This window comes from Stenotrophomonas sp. GD03930 (genome assembly GCF_029839665.1).
Taxonomy (GTDB): domain Bacteria; phylum Pseudomonadota; class Gammaproteobacteria; order Xanthomonadales; family Xanthomonadaceae; genus Stenotrophomonas; species Stenotrophomonas forensis.
The window spans coordinates 476,749-494,410 of the sequence record NZ_JAOCAV010000002.1 but is presented as its reverse complement, the minus strand read 5'-3'; the positions used below and the strand labels follow the sequence as shown (position 1 = coordinate 494,410).

The window sequence follows — 17,662 nt, the reverse complement described above, 5'->3', positions numbered from 1 at the left end:
TTGCCTCTGTAGCGTCGAGCCATGCTCGACTCGTGCAGCATCACGGCCCCGTGGGCACCGGGCCATACGGATTCTCCTGCGGCGTGCCCGGCAGCAGCGAGAAGATCATGATCACGATGCCACCGCCCGGCACCAGCGCCAGCAGGAACAGCCAGCCCGACTGGTTGCAGTCATGCAGGCGGCGCACGGTCACGGCAATCAACGGCACGATCGTGGCCAGCCACATCACACCCAGCAGTACCACCATGCCGATCAGGATGCCGGCCAGTGCATCGGCACTGTTGCGCAGGAGGATTGCCAGCACGCCGGCCAGCACCATCACCGCTGTTGCGACCAGGAACAGGAACAGCTGGTACATCCAGTACTCGCGGCGGTTGGCGCGGCCCTCGAACTGGGCGTAGCGCTTCAACGGCAGAATCATTTCCTGCACGGCATCGATCCTTGAAAAGAGAAGCCGCGCAGTGTGCCAAATGCACGCGCACGCGACAATGCAGCGTCGTGCCCTGCCCGACTGCCATGCCCCTGTAGAGTCGAGCCATGCTCGACTCAATACGCGCGAAGCAGTCGAGCATGGCTCGACTCTACACAAGCAGGATCAACGGCCCTTTGCGGCGCGCGCCGCTTCGCGCTCGGCGCGCAGCCGATCCAGCTTTTCCTTCAGCTTGATTTCCAGGCCGCGCGGCACCGGGTTGTAGTACACGCGCTCACCCATCGCATCCGGGAAACCGGTCTGATCCAGCGCGATGCCGCCTTCGGCGTCGTGGTCGTACTGGTACTCCGCACCGTAGCCCAGCTCCTTCATCAGCTTGGTCGGCGCGTTGCGCAGGTGCAGCGGCACCTCCTCGGTACCACTCTCGCGCACGTCGGCCTTGGCCTGATTGAAGGCCGCATAGCCGGCGTTCGACTTGGCGGTGCTGGCCAGATAGAGCACCAGCTGGGCAAAGGCAAGCTCGCCTTCCGGGCTGCCCAAACGCTCGTAGATGTCCCAGGCCTCCAGCGCCATGCTCTGCGCGCGCGGATCGGCCAGTCCGATGTCCTCGATGGCCATGCGAGTCAGCCGGCGCGCAAGGTAGGACGGATCGCAGCCGCCATCGAGCATGCGGGTCAGCCAGTACAGCGCGGCATCGGGATTGGAGCTGCGCACGGACTTGTGCAATGCCGAGATCTGGTCGTAGAACTGCTCGCCGCCCTTGTCGAAGCGCCGGGTGCGATCTGCCAGCACCTGGATAAGGGTCTGCGGGGTGATGCGGCCACCCTCGCCGCCCGCCAGCTCGGCGGCGATTTCCAGCAGGGTCAGCGCGCGTCGCACGTCACCGTCAGCGGCGGTGGCGATTTCCAGCAGCAGCTCGGGGGCGACCTCGATACCCTCGTCGCCCAGGCCGCGCTCACGGTCACCCAGCGCACGCTCCAGCGCTTCGACGATGTCGGTGGGCGAGACGCCCTCCAGCACATGCACGCGGCAGCGCGACAGCAACGCCGAGTTCAGTTCGAACGACGGATTCTCGGTGGTGGCGCCAACGAACAGGATGGTGCCCCGCTCGATGTGCGGTAGGAACGCATCCTGCTGCGCCTTGTTGAAGCGATGCACCTCATCCACGAACAGCACCGTGCGGCGACCTTCGGCGAACCGTTGCGCAGCCTCGGCCAGCACCTGGCGCACTTCCGGCAGGCCGGACAGCACGGCGGAGATGGCACGGAACTCGGCATCGGAATACTCGGCCAGCAGCAGCGCCAGGGTGGTCTTGCCACAGCCCGGCGGCCCCCACAGGATCATCGAATGCACGCGACCGGATTCAACCGCGCGGCGCAGCGCGCTGTCCGGCGCCAGCAGGCGCTTCTGCCCGACCATTTCGTCCAGGGTGCGCGGGCGCATGCGCTCGGCAAGCGGGCGCAGATGTTCCCGATCAACGCTCAGCAGATCGGGGCCGGGGAAGGAAGTTGAACGATGTCTTGCCACACGTCCATTGTACCGCGAGAGCGTGCCAACCAAGGTTGGCACCCACCACGGCGGCCGGCCATGATCGGTAGTGCCGGCCGCTGGCCGGCAACCCCGCAATCTGTCGGAAATGGGCCGGCGCGGGTGCCACCGATACATCGGTAAGCCGCTGATTCACATGGAGCATGCTTTCGCGGGACCCATGCATCCTCATCATTAACCGAGAATTTGAAGCTCAACCATTCAGGACTCACCCGTGCGCGATCCCGAGTCCAATGCCCTTGAGTTCGTTGCCGGCTGCGCCGTCGACGCGGACATCTACTACCTGGCTGCAAGGATTGGCCCGGGGCACGAATGCTATGACCCTGATCCCGGCCCGCCCTCCCGGATGTTCTTCTATCAACATCAAACGGATGAGAAATGGTTCTATCACGACCTGTCCGACTGGCAGGTCGAGTCCGCCATCTTCATCCCTGAACAACAGGACGGGCGGGAGCGCCGTGTACTGGCCCTGGACTTCTACGGCCACCTTGAAGACCTCGCTCGATCAGGCACGAAATGCGAGCTCATTCCACCTGAAGGTGATCACTTCTGCGGGGGCCTGACCCGAGTTCGGCAACTGGGCAAGGATCTGTTCTGCTGTGGCGTGCACGGGATGATCTGTCACCGTAGCGAGACTGGCTGGAAGCAGCTTCCCACCCACTTCCCCGCACCCGAACGCGGGAGTCTCAAGGACGATCTTGAGTCGATTGATTTCGACAACTGGCTTGCCTGCGTTGGCCATCTGTTCGAACTGGACGGTGTGCCACCACTACCCGCTGACCCTGCAGAGCGCGACGCAGAGCTTCGGCGAAGATTTGAAGAATCACGCGCCGATCTGGCGCAAATCGGCAAGAATCAAGTGGTCAAGCAGCTACTCGCTGAGTTGGATCTGGCCAGCGTGAATGACCTCTGCGGAACCGGCCTTACCGATCTCTATGCGATCGGTTCTGACGGCCTGATTGCGCACTGGGATGGGGCCACCTGGAATGTTCCGGAGCCGATCACCTCCGCCGAACTGCTGCATGCATCCAGAACGGATTCGGGCGAACTGTTCCTGGTCGGTACCGAGGCAACAATCTTGATGGGGCAGATCAATACGGGTTTCACGCCGATCCGGCATCAGATCAGCCCCGAAGTCCCGTTCTACTGCGCTTGCATGTACGGGCAAGCCATCTACATCGGCTCAGAGAATGGACTTTATCTCTACAGTCCCAACTCCGGAGTGGTTGAACGCCTGGAGGCGGGCATTCCTGAAGAGCTGATGGATGCCGCAATTAACGACATCAGTTCCGCCGACGGCGTGTTGTGGGTGCTGACGCCCTGGGATCTGATTCGATTTGATGGCACCGCGTGGCAGGTGATCGTTCACCCGGACAACGAATGAGCCGACCGAGAGCGTGCCAACCAAGGTTGGCACCCACCAGGGCGGCCGGGCCATGATCGGTAGTGCCGGCCGCTGGCCGGCAGATCAAAAGCGTGCCAACCAACGGTTGGCACCCACCAGAGCAGGTAGCGCCCGGCCGGGCCCGGCGTCCCCGATCAGTTACCGATGACGTCGGTGCCCTTCGGCGGGGTGAAGCTGAAGGTGCCGGCGGCGAAGCCCGGGTTGCGCTTCCAGCCACTGAAGGTGATCACGGTGCGCTGGCCGACCGCGTCGGTGATTTCCATCTTGGCCAGGCCCTGGGCGTTGAAGCCCAGCGCGGCGTACTGGAAGCTGGCTTCGGTGTCGCGCTTCGGCGACAGCGACAACCATTGCAGGCCGTCGCGCTGCGCGGCTTCCTCACTGAGGTCGTACTGCTGCTCCAGCAGCGCCGGGTTGATCAGCGCGGTCAGCGGGCTGTTCTGCTCTTCCTTGCCCTGCTCGCGCACGGTGGCCTGTTCCAGGTCCGGCTCGTACATCCAGACCTTCTTGCCATCGGCCACGATCAGCTGTTCGTGCGGGCGCACGTACTCCCAGCGGAACAGGCGCGGCGCCGACAGCGCCACACGGCCACTGGTCGATTCCTTCACCCTTCCGCGGCTGTCGAACACCTGCTGGCTGAACTGGCCATCCAGGCCCTTCAGGCCACTGGTGAAGCTCTTCAGGTCATCGCGGGCACCGGCCCAGGCGCTGCCGGCAGCGGCGCAGGCGACGCCCAGGGTGGTGATGGCAAGGAAACGACGGAAGCGGAAGTTCATGCAGGAATCCTGTGGGCGCATGCGCCAGGAAAGGTGGTAGCCAGTGTGCCCGGGCAAAGATGAATGGGCGATCAGGGCGACATTATGCCGCCCCGAACGTCCATCGGCGATTCAGCCGCCCGCCCCCGGCAGCTTGCCGTACAGCACCTGCCCGCGGAAACCACGGCGCACTTCGCGGTACAGCGCGCGGAACGCGGTGTAGTCCTGCGGCTGGCACAGCGCCTCCGGGCCACGCACCGCGTTCTGCTGCAGGCGGTGCCGCACGACCACGTCCTGGCCCTCGCGGCTCCAGTCCACCCGGTACTCGCCCGCAGCGTTGCTGAAACGCTGGCTGGCCGGAATGGCGATGATCGGTGCGTTGGCCGGGAACTGCAGGCGATAGGTTTCCTCGCGCAGGCTGGCGTTGCAGTAGAACGGGGTCTCGTTGGCCGGCGCCGATGCGGTGGCGTACAGCCCGCGCACCGATTCGCCACCCGGCGGGTCCGGCACGGCCATGCCGCCGGCCACGCTGAAATCGGCGTAGTCCTCGGCCTGGAACGCCATGCGATAGCCGAATGGCCGGGTCAGGTCGACCGGCACGCCCTGGATCTGCAGCTGCCCTCGCCCATCGAAGCCGGACGCGGCCATGATCTGCTCTTCAGCGCGCGCACGGTTCTGCGCGTTGAGCTGGGCGAACTGCGCACGCATGCCGATTTCGGCGTTCTCGCCCAGCTTCGGAATCGTTTCGCCACGCAGGTTGCCATTGGCATCGAAGGTGAAGCGCACCTCCATCGACGTAGCATTGCGCTGCGGTGTGTTGGCCGGGGTACGCGCCAGCGTGGCATCGCGGGTACGCATCACCGGAGCACCAAGGTCACCTTCGGGCAGCTGGCCGAAGCGCGCCCACGCGGTGGTCGAGTCCAGGTACAGATCAAACTCGGGAATGTAGGTGATGGCGTGGTTGAAGCGGCCCAGTACCGGAATCTTCGGCAGGGTCGGGCCACCGCCCGCTCCGATCAGCACTGGCGAACTGTCGATGCCCTTTGCCGCCAGCAGCGCCTCCAGGATCGTCACGTGGTCCTTGCAGTCGCCATAGTGGTTGTCGAGGATGCTCTGCGCGCTGTTCGGCTCCAGGCCACCGTTGCCCAGGTACACCGCCACATAGCGGATGTTCTGCGCCACCCAGCGGTACAGCGCATCGGCCTGCTCGCGGCGGTCGCTGATGCCGGCGGTCACCTGGTCGGCCAGTGCCTGCAGCTCCGGGGTGACCTGCGCCGCCGGGCCCGCCTTGAGCTGGTAGGCGCGCCCCATCTGCGACCAGTCACGGTACGTGCTGGCCATGATGTTCGGGCCGAACTCCCAACCTGCCGCCGACCAGTTCTGCGCCGGCATCGCCTCGCGGCGCTGGTAGCGCCAGCGCCACTGCGCCTGGCCGTTCTTCACCGTCGGGCGATCACTGCCCTGCACGCCACGGCTGTCGACGAACATCGGCAGGTTGGCCGGCGCACTGAGGGTGACTTCGGCGTCCTCGTATTCGGTGAACACGTTGAAGGTTTCCCACAGGCCGAAATAGCCCGGGAAGTACGGGGTCGTCTGGGTCCGGCGCACCTGGTAGTACAGGCGCGTGCCCGGGGCCAGGTTCGGGAACACGATCACCCGCACCTTGCGGTCGGCGTACATCGCCGCCGAGGCGCTGGAGTAGCTTTCCTGGGTGTAGATGCGATCGGCCGGCACGTCGCGGCGCTGGCCGTCGGCGGTGATGGTGTAGGCGCCGAGCACTTCCAGCGTCTCCATCTTCTCGCTGTAGCTCAGCCGCACCTGGCTGAACTGCTCGACGGAGGCCTTGGTCTTGAGCAGGACTTCGTAGGTTTCGGTCTGCACATTGCCCGCATCGGGCCGCACCTGGTAGTCGGCGCGGTAACGGACAATGCTGAAATTGTTGCTGGCTTCGGTGTCGCCGCTGGTGGAAGGCGGCGCCGTAGCGGGCGCGGAGGTGGCGGTGTCTGCCAGTGCCGGGCTGGCAGCCAGGAAGGCTGCCAGCGCCAGTGCCAGCGCGCTGGGTACGGGGTGAAGCATGCGTCGGTTCCTTGGACGTCGTGGGGGATACGTCGGGTCTTACTTCGGCGGCGGCGGTGCCAGCACCGTGCGGTCGCCATTGTGTTCAGGCGCACTGACCACGCCGGCCGCTTCCATGGCCTCAATCAGTCGTGCTGCACGGTTGTAGCCGATCTTCAGCCGGCGCTGCACGCCGGAAATCGAGGCGCGGCGGGTCTCGGTGACCACCCGCAGCGCTTCGTCATACAACGGGTCGGACTCATCGCCGGCGGAGCTGTTCTCGGGCAGGCCGGTGGCGCCAACGACCACGCCGTCACCCATCGTCTGCACTTCGTCCAGCACGCCGTCGACATAGTCGGCCGGGCCCATCGCCTTGAGGTGTTCGACCACGCGGTGCACTTCCTCGTCGGAGACGAACGCGCCGTGCACGCGCTCGGGCATGGCGGTGCCCGGCGGCAGGTAAAGCATGTCGCCGTGGCCCAGCAGGGTCTCCGCACCGGACTGGTCGAGGATGGTGCGCGAGTCGATCTTGGAGCTGACCTGGAAGGCGATGCGGGTCGGGATGTTGGCCTTGATCAGGCCGGTGATCACGTCCACCGACGGGCGCTGCGTGGCCAGGATCAGGTGGATGCCGGCCGCACGCGCCTTCTGTGCCAGGCGCGCGATCAGCTCTTCCACCTTCTTGCCGACGATCATCATCATGTCGGCGAATTCGTCGATGAAGATGACGATGAACGGCAGCGTCTCCAGCGGGCGCGGCGCCTCGCCCAGTTCCGGGTTCGGCTTGAACAGCGGGTCCATCAACGGCTGGCCGGCGTCCTGCGCTTCCTTCACCTTCTTGTTGAAGCCGGCCAGGTTGCGCACGCCCACCGCGCTCATCAGCTTGTAGCGGCGCTCCATCTCGGCCACGCACCAGCGCAGGCCGTTGGCGGCCTCCTTCATGTCGGTGACCACCGGCGCCAGCAGGTGCGGGATGCCCTGGTAGACGCTCAGTTCGAGCATCTTGGGGTCGATCATCAGCATCCGCAGGTCTTTCGGCGAGGCCTTGAACAGCAGGCTCAGCACCATCGCGTTGACCGCCACCGACTTGCCCGAACCGGTGGTACCGGCCACCAGCAGGTGCGGCATGCGCGCCAGGTCGGCCACGGTGGAGCGGCCGGCGATGTCCTTGCCCAGCGCCAGGGTCAGCACGCTGGCCGACTTGTCGTACTCCTTGGAGCGCAACAGCTCGGACAGGTAGATCATCTCGCGGGTGACGTTGGGGATTTCCAGGCCGATCACCGACTTGCCCGGAATCACGTCGACCACGCGCACCGATTTCACCGACAGGCCGCGCGCGATGTCCTTGTCCAGCGAACTGATCTGGCTGACCTTGATGCCCGGCGCCGGCTCGATCTCGAAGCGGGTGATGACCGGGCCGGGGTTGGCACCGACCACCTGGGCGTCGATGCGGAAATCCTTCAGCTTGAACTCGATCTGCCGCGACAGCGCGTCCAGGGTTTCCTTGTCGTAGCCCACCGGCTGCGGCTTGGGATCGTCCAGCAAGGCCAGCGGCGGCAGGTCCGAGCCATCGCCATTGACGCCACGGAACATCGGGATCTGCGTGTCGCGCTTGGCCCGGTCACTCTTCTCGATCACCGGCTCGGGGCGCGGCTCGATCTTCACCGGCTCGCGCTTGGCGCGCACCTCGGCATCGGCCTTGCGTACTTCCTGGCGCTCTTCGCGCATCACCCGGGTCTGCTGCCACTCGGTGACTTCTTCCTTCTTGCGCGCCAGCAACGGTGCCAGCGACATCACGCCGCGGCCGATCTTCTCCATCACGGTGAACCAGGACAGTCCGGTCGCCAGGGTGATCGAGGCCAGCAGCAGCACCAGCACGAACAGGTTCGCACCCAGCGCACCGAAGCCCACCGTGAGCGAATTGCCGACCAGCTTGCCGAGGATGCCGCCGGCGCTGGACACGTCGCCACTGAACAGGCGCACATGCAGGAAGCCGGTGCCGGCGATCAGGAAGCCGACCAGCCCGACCAGGCGCAGCGCCGGGTCCAGATCGTTCTCGCCCTTGCTCTCGCGCTTGAGGCCGAACATGGCTATCCACGCCAGTGCGCCCAGCACCACCGGCAGCAGGAAGGCGACGTAGCCGAACAGCTGCAGCAGCACGTCGGCGATCCAGGCGCCGGCGCGACCGCCGAGGTTGTGCACCGGCGCGACCACGCTGCCGGTGTGCGACCAGCCCGGATCGGTCGCTGAATAGGTGAACAGACTGGCCGCCAGGTACAGCAGCGCCGGCGCGATGGCGATCAGGCCAAGGTCGCGCCAGAGGCGTTGGCGGCGTGGATTGTCGGTCGTCGCCGCCGCGGCCGTGCGACGTGACGCCTTGCTGTCGTCGGACTTGGAGCGTTCGGGGACCTGCTTCGCCACCTTAGACCATACCTTTGGAATGCGCTGTTAGTGATTGATAATAAATGAGACGGCGTCAGTTTTCAGTTATGCGACGTTTCACGGGGCATCCGGGGCGCCGCAACCACTGCCGGATGACGGCGTTCCGTTCATCGGCTTGAATCGCCCTGCCCCAGCCGCCACTCTATGACCAGCCACGGATGCTGCGCAAACATCGCCAGCGCCTTGTCCCATCTACCTTTTCGCGAGTCTACATGAGCACCAGCCTGCCCTCCCGCCACCAGCGCCTCGTCATCCTCGGTTCCGGCCCGGCCGGCTGGACCGCCGCCGTCTACGCCGCCCGTGCCAACCTGAAGCCGGTCGTCATCACCGGCCTGCAGCAGGGCGGCCAGCTGATGACCACCACCGAGGTGGACAACTGGCCGGGTGACGCCCACGGCCTGATGGGGCCGGACCTGATGGCACGCATGCAGGCCCATGCCGAGCGCTTCGAGACCGAGGTCATCTTCGACCACATCCATACCGCCGACGTGTCGCAGCGCCCGTTCAAGCTGATCGGCGACAGCCACGAGTACACCTGCGATGCCCTGATCATCGCCACCGGCGCCACCGCCAAGTACCTGGGCATCCCGACCGAGGACGAGTTCAAGGGCCGCGGCGTGTCTGCCTGCGCCACCTGTGACGGTTTCTTCTACCGCGACCAGGACGTGGTCGTGGTCGGCGGCGGCAATACCGCCGTGGAAGAGGCGCTGTACCTGTCCAACATCGCCCGCAAGGTCTACCTGGTCCACCGCCGCGACACCCTGAAGGCGGAAAAGATCATGCAGGACAAGCTGTTCAAGAAGGTGGCCGAGGGCAAGATCGAGACCGTCTGGCACCACCAGGTGGAGCAAGTGCTGGGCAACGATGCCGGCGTGACCGGCGTGCGCGTGAAGTCCACCCTGGACGGCAGCACCCGCGACATCGACGCCCACGGCTTCTTCGTGGCCATCGGCCACCACCCGAACACCACCCTGTTCGACGGCCAGCTGGCGATGAACAACGGCTACCTGGAAATCCGCTCGGGCCTGGGCGGCAACGCCACCCAGACCTCGGTGGAAGGCGTGTTCGCCGCCGGCGACGTGGCCGACCAGCACTACCGCCAGGCAATCACTTCGGCCGGCTTCGGCTGCATGGCCGCACTGGATGCCGAGCGCTACCTGGACACACAGGGCAAGGCCAGCTGAGGGGCGAACCCGCTTCTGTAGCGTCGAGCCAGGCTCGACTCAGGCAAAAGGCCGACACCAGTGCGTCGGCCTTTTCCATTACGGAAGGCAGGGTTGAACCCTTACTCGGCCGCCAGGTACTCCACCTTTGCGGTGCACACAGCCTCGCCCGCCGGGCCGCCATCAGTCGAGTACACGAACAGCGGCAGATCTTCCAGCGCCACCACCGCCGGCAAATGGTCGGCCAGTGCAATGTAGCGGTACTCGACGTCCATCGAAGGGTGTTCGAGTACGACTCCTGAGCTCCACTTCCTGTAGTAGCTGGACTCGATCGCGATCACGAACGACTTGCCATTGCCCTTGATGTCGTGGGCGGTGCCGAAGCTATCGTGGATGCGGTACTGCACGCCGATGCCCGGCTGCGACGTGCTGAAGGTGGTGTAGCCGTCGATCTGGCCGACCGAGCGCTCCTGGGCCAGCAGATCGCCGCGCAGGGAGACTACCATCGGCTTGCAGTCACGGAAGGCGGCCAGCGAGTTGCCCGGCTTCTGCCAAGTAGCGTCGAGCCATGCTCGACTCAGGGCATTCGCGAAGGCCATGCCGTCGCGAACGCCTCATACCCCTCCGTTCTCATAGGCCAGCCAACCTTTCCGGCAGGGGTTCCTGGCCACCGTTGCCTGCGGAGCTCTCCGGATACTGCTCATCGAAATCTCTACCGTTGTAGAAGAACTTCGTTCCTGTAGCTGGGACAATGGGTCTGGCGGCTTCAAGGGCGCCATTCGAAATGAATCCTTGCAGGTCTTCCAATTCTGCGCCGCCCTCCCCAGGCAACTCGCCTCCCCTTAGATCAATTCGGATCAGCCCGGTCGCTACGTCGTACACAGCAACGGCTTCCAACGGAGATTCCCCATGATTCTGTAGACGGTAGGCATCAAGTGCGTCCTGGCTTGCGCGAGTGACGATGGCATTCATTGCGGAATCCGAATCAACAGGACCTCGCCGGAACGCAGGCTGCTCGGCCTCGACCTGGCCTGTCAACGCAAGCATTGCGGTCAACGCGGTTGCAATCATGTTGCTCTCCTATCCGGTAATGGCTGGACGACCCAAGGGTCGCCCCTGGCACTATCCGCATGTGAAACCGAATGGCGCTGCACAGGGTCTCCTTTGCTGTGATTTCGTCTTTTTCTTAACGTCTTCAAAGCCGTCTACGGCAATCGGCCCCCGTCTGGCCTATCCTTTCCCCTCATGCCCTCCACCCGCTTCCTCGACTCCCTGCAGGCTATTCGCGCCACCGATTGGGACGCCCTGCACGATGGCCACAACCCCTTCGTCAGCCACGCGTTCCTGTCCGGACTGGAAGAACACGGCTGCCTGCGCGAGGACTGGGGCTGGCAGCCGCAGCACTTCACCCTGTGGGAAGGCGACACCCTGGTCGGCGCCATTCCGGGCTACCTGAAGACCAACTCGCACGGTGAATTCGTGTTCGACCACGCCTGGGCCAACGCCTATGCCCGGCATGGTCGCGACTACTACCCGAAGTGGCTGGGTGCGGTGCCGTATTCGCCGGTCACCGGCCCGCGGTTGCTGGCCCGTCACGATTCAGGCCGCGCCGCGCTGCTGTTGGCGTTGCGCGAGGCACTGCCCGCGCTGGACGTATCGTCGGCCCACATCAACTTTCACAGCGCTGGCGACGAGGCATTGTTCGGCGACGACTGGCTGCTGCGCGAAGACGTGCAGTTCCAGTGGCATAACCCGGGTGACTGGTCGACATTCGACCAGTTCCTCGGCGCGATGGACCACAAGCACCGCAAGAACATCCGCCAGGAGCGCGCCAAGGTCGCCCGCCAGGGCATCACCTTCCGCGTGGTGCACGGCGACGAGGCCAGCCGCGCCGATCTGCAGTCGATGTACCGCTTCTACCTGCAGACCTTCATGGAGTACGGAAATGCGCCGGCACTGACGGAAGCCTTCCTGCGCCATCTGGCCATTACGCTTGGCCGCGGGCTGGTGTTGTTCCTGGCCGAGCAGGACGGCGAACCGATTGCCGGCGCACTGTGCCTGCGCGGGGGTGACACGCTCTTTGGCCGCTACTGGGGTGGCGCCACCCTGCCCGGCCTGCACTTCGAGGCCTGCTACTACCAAGGCATCGAGTATTGCCTGCGCGAGGGGCTGGCGCGTTTCGAGCCCGGCGCACAGGGCGAGCACAAACTGGCGCGGGGCTTCCTGCCGACGCGGGTGCGCAGCCGGCACTGGGTGGCCGATGCGGAGTTCGCCAATGCGCTGCAGGACTGGTGCCGACAGGAGCGTCGCGATGTGCGGCGTTACCAGCAGGAACTGCAGGGGCATGGGCCGTTCCGCGAGCGTGCCAACCAAGGTTGACACCCACCAGGGCAATAGCGACAGCCGCACGCATCCGTAGAGTCGAGCTTGCTCGACTTGGGCGATGCCGAAAAGCGTGCCAACCAAGGTTGGCACCTACCAGATCAATAGGCCTACGGTTGCCACCCGCCAAAGCGCTGGCGGGAATGCTGCGCTCAGGTGCACTGCCAGAAGTGCCCGCTCACCCGGCACTTCGCGCACCAGAACGTGTAGAGCATGCCACCGCTGCCCCACAGCAGCGTGCTCTCACCCGTGGTCGGCAATGTCGAATCCAGCTGCATCACGAACGGCATGTCCTGGCCACAATCGATGCACGCCGGGTACCAGGCACTCTGCACCCAGCTGGGCGCGCCACCCACGCGCGAGAGATTCTGCCGATGATTGGACTGGCCCCAGTCCTGCTGCTGCCAGCGCGCGCTGTCCAGGAGTGCCAGTCCCACATCGGCCGGCATCAGATCGCCGCTGTCGGTGGGCGTGTTCGGCACGTCGCGGTGCTGGCGGGGATGGCAGCTGGGCCGGCCTGCGCCATCATGGCGATAGAAGCGCACCGGCGGCTCCTCCCAGCCACAGCAGTCCAGGCAGACCGCAAGTGTGATCTCCCCTGCCGCGCCCGGCTGCAGCACGGCGGCGTCGGTCTGCAGCAGGCGCTGCAGTGGTGCATGGCAGCTCCCGCACAGCGCCTCCAGCCGCCCACCCATATGGCCGGCGTGATGAACCTGCCCGCCGCTCCAGGTGGGGTGCAGGCGCCAGATGCGCTTGCGCCAGCCCGGCTCGTCGGCCAGCTGGGCGCGATGCTGCGTACCGCCGAAACGGATGTGCAGCGGCCGCTCTCCATGCAGGCGCCGCGGATGCGGCCCGTCGGCAACGCCGGCCCAATGTGCCCAGGCCTCGGCGTCCAGCTGCCCCCAGCCGGCCAGATAGCCGCGCGCAGCGGCATAGGTCGCGGGCTGCGCAGCCAACAACAGCGCCCGCGCCCGCGGCATTTCGCGATCATCATCGGCCTCGGCCAGGACCTGCGCCCAGCCCGCAGCCACCGCGGGCGGCAGCGCCCGCCACAGCTGCGAGGCCAGTTGCACCCCATCTTCGATGGCCAAGGCCAGCAGCGCATCCCAATCGTCCTGCAGCACCCTCGGCGCTTGGTAGCTGGCAAACTCGATCACGTTGGCCAGCAGTTCGCCGCGCTCGCCGTCGCGATAGCGCCGCCAGGCGTCGACGGCAACCGCGGGCACCACCTCATCCGGCATCAGGTCCAGTGCCATGTCGAGGAAGGCCGAGCCCGGCGAGCGCCGCGCCAGGGCCTGCAGCATCAGCTCGCCCAGCTGGCGCGGCTGCTCAGCAGCCAGCGACAGCAGCATGCCCAGGCTGTCGTTGCGTGCGCGCGGGCTGTCGTGCACATCGAGAACGGCGCTGATCGGGTCGCTCATGCATAGGCTCCTTGCCGCGGGAAGATGATGGTGCCAGACATCGCGCATGCCTACCGCGAATACAATTGCCTGCATGACCCGCCCGCTCCCCTGGCGCCTGGCCGATGCGCCGGACGCCCCCTTCCCGCCGGCCGAGACCGCGCTGCGCCAGCCCGATGGCCTGCTCGCGGTAGGCGGCGACCTGCACCCGGTACGACTGCTGAACGCCTATGCCGGCGGCATCTTTCCATGGTTCAGCGAGGGCGAGCCGATCCTGTGGTGGTCGCCGGACCCGCGCATGGTGTTTCGCACCGAGGGTGTGCACCTGTCCAGCCGCTTCCGTCGCCAGCTGCGCGGCAGCACGTGGGAAGTCACCGCCGACACGGCCTTCAGCCGGGTGATGCAGGCCTGTGCCGCCGCGCCCCGCCCGGGCCAGGATGGCACCTGGATCAGCCCGGCGATGATCGAGGCCTACAGCCAACTGCACGACCTCGGTTTCGCCCACTCCTTCGAGGTCTGGGACCGGCAGACCCTGGTCGGGGGTATCTACGGGGTGGCGATCGGGTCGATGTTTTTCGGCGAAAGCATGTTCAGCAGCGCCAGCGGCGGCTCCAAGATCGCACTGGCGGCGCTGGCGGCTACCCTGCGCGGCTGGGGCTGGGCGCTGATCGATGCGCAGGTGGAGAATCCGCATCTGCTGCGGATGGGGGCCGAGCACCTGCCGCGCGCCGAATTCCTGGCGCATGTGCGACAGGCCGTGCGCGGCAACGGGCGCGAAGGCCCGTGGACCAGGGCGGTCGGACGGCTGCCGGCACGGGATTTGGCCGGGGGTTAACACAAACTTTGCAAGCTGGTCCGGTCACGCGTAAAATACTGCGCCTTAGGCCCAGCGTGGCCGTTTTCTGAACCGCACAGGACTACATGTCGAAAGACGATTCCATCGAGTTCGAGGGCACCGTCAGCGAGACGCTGCCGAACACCACTTTCCGCGTTCGTCTGGAAAATGGGCACGAAATCATTGCCCACATCTCCGGCCGCATGCGTAAGAACTACATCCGCATCCTTACCGGTGACCGGGTCAAGGTTGAAATGACCCCGTACGACCTGACCAAGGGTCGTATCACCTACCGCATGAAGTAAGCGGTCGGCGCCTGGCGCCACTCCGACAAGGCCAGCCCTGGTTGCTGGCCTTTTGTCATGCCTGTAATCCGGCCCTGCCGAAGGTCATCGTGACCGAACTCACCGTGACGTCGGTCAGCCCCGCTTGCGGCAGATTCGCATGTGCAACGGCGACGGCAATCTGCAATCCGGTCCAGTCCGGATCGCTACCCCCTCGCACCGCCATGAAGATGCCCTCCCTGCTCACCGCCCTCGCCCTGGCCGTGACCGGCCTGCTGGCGCCGACCGCCCAGGCCGCCGACACCACCCCCACCCAATGCGTACCGCTGGCCGGCGAGCAGCAGATCGTGCGCGCCGGCGCAGACAAGAACGTGTTGCTGCGCACCGGCGACGACCACTACATCGTGCACTTCCGCAGCAGCTGTCCTTCGGCCGTGCTGGCCACCCGCCTCGGCTTCAGGACCGACGGCAGGAAGGAGGCGGATCAGTTGTGCGGTGAAGGCCGCAGCCAGCTCGACACCGGCAATGCCACCTGCGACGTGTCGCGCATCGAACCGATCGATGCCGGGCAGTTCAAGCGCGAAGTGCGCCGTCGCAGCCGCTGACCGCAGGCACGACAAGGGCGGCCGAAGCCGCCCTTGCCCCTGCTTGTTGCCGGGTTGCGCCCGGCGCCGGCTTTACTCCACCGTCACCGGCAACAGACGCTCCGGTTCGGCCTGGGTTTCGACCACCAGCTCGTCGTCGCGGACGTCGATGCTGACCTTGCCACCGTTCACCAGCTTGCCGAACAGCAGTTCGTCGGCCAGCGGACGCTTGATCTTGTCCTGGATCACGCGGGCCATCGGACGGGCACCCATCAGCGGGTCGAAGCCGTGGTGGGCCAGCCAGTCGCGCGCGGTCGGGGTAGCCGACAGGCTGACGTGCTTGTCCTGCAGCAACATCTCCAGCTCGATCAGGAACTTGTCGACCACGCGCAGGATGTGCTCGAAGCCCAGTGCCTGGAACTGCACTACCGCGTCGAGGCGGTTGCGGAATTCCGGGGTGAAGGCGCGGCGAATGGTCTCCATCGCGTCGGTGGCATGGTCCTGCTTGGTGAAACCGATCGAACGCCGCGAGGCCTGCGCCGCGCCGGCATTGGTGGTCATCACCAGCACCACGTTCTTGAAGTTGGCCTCGCGACCGTTGGTATCGGTGAGCACGCCGCGGTCCATCACCTGCAGCAGGATGTTGAAGATGTCCGGGTGCGCCTTCTCGATTTCGTCCAGCAGCAGCACGCAGTGCGGCGTCTTGACGATCTTTTCGGTCAGCAGGCCACCCTGGTCGAAGCCGACGTAGCCCGGGGGCGCACCGATCAGGCGGCTGATCGAATGCGGCTCCATGTACTCGGACATGTCGAAGCGGACCAGCTCGATGCCCAGCTGCAGCGCCAGCTGCTTGGTCACCTCGGTCTTGCCGACACCGGTCGGGCCGGCGAACAGGAAGTTGCCGATCGGCTTTTCCGGGTTGCCCAGGCCCGAGCGGGCCAGCTTGATCGCCGAAGACAGCGTCTCGATGGCCGGATCCTGACCGAAGATCACCATCTTCAGGTTGCGCTCCAGGTGCTGCAGCACATCCTTGTCGGTGGCACTGACCTGCTTGGTCGGGATGCGCGCCATCTTGGCGACGATCGCCTCGACTTCCTCGACGTCGATCAGCTCCTTGCGCTCGCCTTCCGGCAGCAGGCGCTGGCGGGCGCCGGCCTCGTCGATCACGTCGATGGCCTTGTCAGGCAGCAGGCGGTCGCCGATGTGCTTCACCGACAGGTCCACGGCAGCCTGCAATGCCTCGTCGGAATAGGTCACGCCGTGGTGCAGCTCGTACTTGGACTTCAGCCCCTGCAGGATCTCGTAGGTCTCGCCGACGGTCGGCTCGACGATATCGATCTTCTGGAAGCGCCGGGCCAGCGCCCGATCCTTCTCGAAGATGCCACGGTACTCCTGGAAGGTGGTCGAGCCGATGCAACGCAGCTCGCCGGAGGCCAGCGCCGGCTTGATCAGGTTGGACGCATCCATGGTGCCGCCCGACGCCGAACCGGCACCGATGATGGTGTGGATCTCGTCGATGAACAGCACCGCATTGGGTACCTTCTTCAACGCGGTCAGCACGCTCTTCAGGCGCTTTTCGAAGTCACCCCGGTACTTGGTGCCGGCCACCAGTGCGCCCAGGTCGAGCGAGTAGATCACGGCATCGGCCAGCACGTCGGGCACCGAGCCCTCGACGATGCGGCGGGCCAGGCCCTCGGCAATCGCGGTCTTGCCCACGCCGGCCTCACCTACGTACAGCGGATTGTTCTTGCGGCGGCGGCACAGCACCTGGATGGTGCGCTCGATCTCGTCGGCACGGCCGACCAGCGGGTCGATGCGACCGGCCCGGGCCTGTTCGTTGAGGTTGCTGGCGAATTCGGTCAGGGCGTCGCCCTTCGGCTCACCCTCCCCGCCCTCGATGCGGCCCTCGCCCTCGGAGGACGAGGACGGCTGCTCACCCTCCTCACCCAGCTTGGCGATGCCGTGGGACAGGTAATTGACCACGTCCAGCCGGGTAACGTCCTGCTGGTTGAGGTAATAGACGGCGTGGGAGTCCTTTTCGCCGAAGATGGCGACCAGCACGTTGGCGCCGGTGACCTCCTTCTTGCCCGAGGACTGCACGTGGTACACGGCCCGCTGCAGCACGCGCTGGAAGCCGAGGGTCGGCTGGGTGTCGCGGCCGTCATCTTCGGCCAGGCGCGACACAGAGGCCTCGATGGCCTGCTCCAGTTCCTGGCGCAGGCGTTCGGCGTCGGCCCCACAGGCCTTCAGAACGGCCTGGGCGGACGGGTTGTCGAGCAGTGCCAACAGCAGGTGTTCGACCGTCATGAACTCATGCCGGGCCTCACGGGCGCGCTTGTAGCACTGGCCGATGGTGTGTTCGAGGTCTTTGCTGAACATGGA

15 protein-coding genes are annotated in these 17,662 nt (G+C 65.7%); 6 read left to right on the top strand and 9 right to left on the bottom strand.

Annotated elements, in window-relative coordinates; translation table 11 throughout:
- Nucleotides 1-40 precede the first annotated feature (40 nt).
- Nucleotides 41-430 (bottom strand): DUF805 domain-containing protein, encoded by a 390-nt coding sequence (locus N5C18_RS12905; protein ID WP_164240877.1) that lies wholly within the window; start codon nucleotides 428-430, stop codon nucleotides 41-43.
- Between the two features lie 165 nt (nucleotides 431-595).
- Nucleotides 596-1,873, bottom strand: coding sequence for a replication-associated recombination protein A (locus N5C18_RS12900; RefSeq protein ID WP_239544143.1), 1,278 nt, complete (start codon nucleotides 1,871-1,873; stop codon nucleotides 596-598).
- Nucleotides 1,874-2,192: 319 nt separating this feature from the next.
- Here N5C18_RS12900 and N5C18_RS12895 point away from each other — a divergent pair, with 319 nt between their 5' ends.
- A complete protein-coding gene (locus N5C18_RS12895) occupies nucleotides 2,193-3,362 on the top strand; it encodes a hypothetical protein (RefSeq protein WP_164240879.1) in 1,170 nt (389 codons plus the stop codon).
- A 155-nt stretch (nucleotides 3,363-3,517) separates the two neighbouring features.
- On the opposite strand, the gene lolA is transcribed toward N5C18_RS12895, so the two are convergent.
- The 3 genes from lolA to N5C18_RS12880 all read right to left on the bottom strand — a co-directional run bounded on the left by lolA (nucleotide 3,518) and on the right by N5C18_RS12880 (nucleotide 8,611).
- The gene (gene lolA, locus N5C18_RS12890; protein ID WP_164240880.1) at nucleotides 3,518-4,156 is read right to left on the bottom strand and encodes an outer membrane lipoprotein chaperone LolA; all 639 of its coding nucleotides are present in this window, start codon (nucleotides 4,154-4,156) and stop codon (nucleotides 3,518-3,520) included.
- 111 nt (nucleotides 4,157-4,267) lie between these two features.
- Complete coding sequence (locus N5C18_RS12885; RefSeq protein WP_164240881.1) at nucleotides 4,268-6,211, bottom strand: DUF3857 domain-containing protein; 1,944 nt, start codon at nucleotides 6,209-6,211, stop codon at nucleotides 4,268-4,270.
- Nucleotides 6,212-6,250: 39 nt separating this feature from the next.
- Entirely contained in the window at nucleotides 6,251-8,611 is a 2,361-nt protein-coding gene (locus tag N5C18_RS12880; protein ID WP_053449701.1) for a DNA translocase FtsK, read from the bottom strand.
- A gap of 233 nt (nucleotides 8,612-8,844) precedes the next feature.
- On the opposite strand from N5C18_RS12880, the gene trxB reads away from it, so the two are divergent.
- Nucleotides 8,845-9,816 (top strand): thioredoxin-disulfide reductase, encoded by a 972-nt coding sequence (gene trxB, locus N5C18_RS12875; RefSeq protein WP_279944763.1) that lies wholly within the window; start codon nucleotides 8,845-8,847, stop codon nucleotides 9,814-9,816.
- Nucleotides 9,817-9,917: 101 nt separating this feature from the next.
- Here the strand turns inward: trxB and N5C18_RS12870 are convergent, their stop codons facing one another.
- Complete coding sequence (locus tag N5C18_RS12870) at nucleotides 9,918-10,394, bottom strand: hypothetical protein (RefSeq protein ID WP_279944762.1); 477 nt, start codon at nucleotides 10,392-10,394, stop codon at nucleotides 9,918-9,920.
- A 31-nt stretch (nucleotides 10,395-10,425) separates the two neighbouring features.
- Entirely contained in the window at nucleotides 10,426-10,866 is a 441-nt protein-coding gene (locus N5C18_RS12865) for a hypothetical protein (protein WP_279944761.1), read from the bottom strand.
- A gap of 174 nt (nucleotides 10,867-11,040) precedes the next feature.
- Between N5C18_RS12865 and N5C18_RS12860 the strand changes: the two genes are divergently transcribed.
- Nucleotides 11,041-12,174 carry a GNAT family N-acetyltransferase gene (locus tag N5C18_RS12860; RefSeq protein WP_279944758.1) on the top strand — a complete coding sequence of 378 codons (1,134 nt, stop codon included), beginning with the start codon at nucleotides 11,041-11,043 and terminating at the stop codon, nucleotides 12,172-12,174.
- Nucleotides 12,175-12,329: 155 nt separating this feature from the next.
- On the opposite strand, the gene N5C18_RS12855 is transcribed toward N5C18_RS12860, so the two are convergent.
- Nucleotides 12,330-13,598 (bottom strand): hypothetical protein, encoded by a 1,269-nt coding sequence (locus N5C18_RS12855; protein ID WP_279944757.1) that lies wholly within the window; start codon nucleotides 13,596-13,598, stop codon nucleotides 12,330-12,332.
- Nucleotides 13,599-13,671: 73 nt separating this feature from the next.
- Here N5C18_RS12855 and aat point away from each other — a divergent pair, with 73 nt between their 5' ends.
- The 3 genes from aat (at nucleotide 13,672) to N5C18_RS12840 (ending at nucleotide 15,301) form a co-directional block, all read left to right on the top strand.
- The gene (aat, locus tag N5C18_RS12850; RefSeq protein ID WP_279944756.1) at nucleotides 13,672-14,412 is read left to right on the top strand and encodes a leucyl/phenylalanyl-tRNA--protein transferase; all 741 of its coding nucleotides are present in this window, start codon (nucleotides 13,672-13,674) and stop codon (nucleotides 14,410-14,412) included.
- 86 nt (nucleotides 14,413-14,498) lie between these two features.
- Nucleotides 14,499-14,717, top strand: a complete 219-nt coding sequence (gene infA / locus N5C18_RS12845) for a translation initiation factor IF-1 (protein WP_005409596.1) — start codon at nucleotides 14,499-14,501, stop codon at nucleotides 14,715-14,717.
- Nucleotides 14,718-14,920: 203 nt separating this feature from the next.
- On the top strand, nucleotides 14,921-15,301 hold the full coding sequence (locus N5C18_RS12840) for a hypothetical protein (protein ID WP_053511871.1): 381 nt from the start codon (nucleotides 14,921-14,923) through the stop codon (nucleotides 15,299-15,301).
- 72 nt (nucleotides 15,302-15,373) lie between these two features.
- Here the strand turns inward: N5C18_RS12840 and clpA are convergent, their stop codons facing one another.
- The gene (gene clpA, locus N5C18_RS12835; protein ID WP_279944755.1) at nucleotides 15,374-17,659 is read right to left on the bottom strand and encodes an ATP-dependent Clp protease ATP-binding subunit ClpA; all 2,286 of its coding nucleotides are present in this window, start codon (nucleotides 17,657-17,659) and stop codon (nucleotides 15,374-15,376) included.
- Between the last annotated feature and the right edge of the window lie 3 nt (nucleotides 17,660-17,662).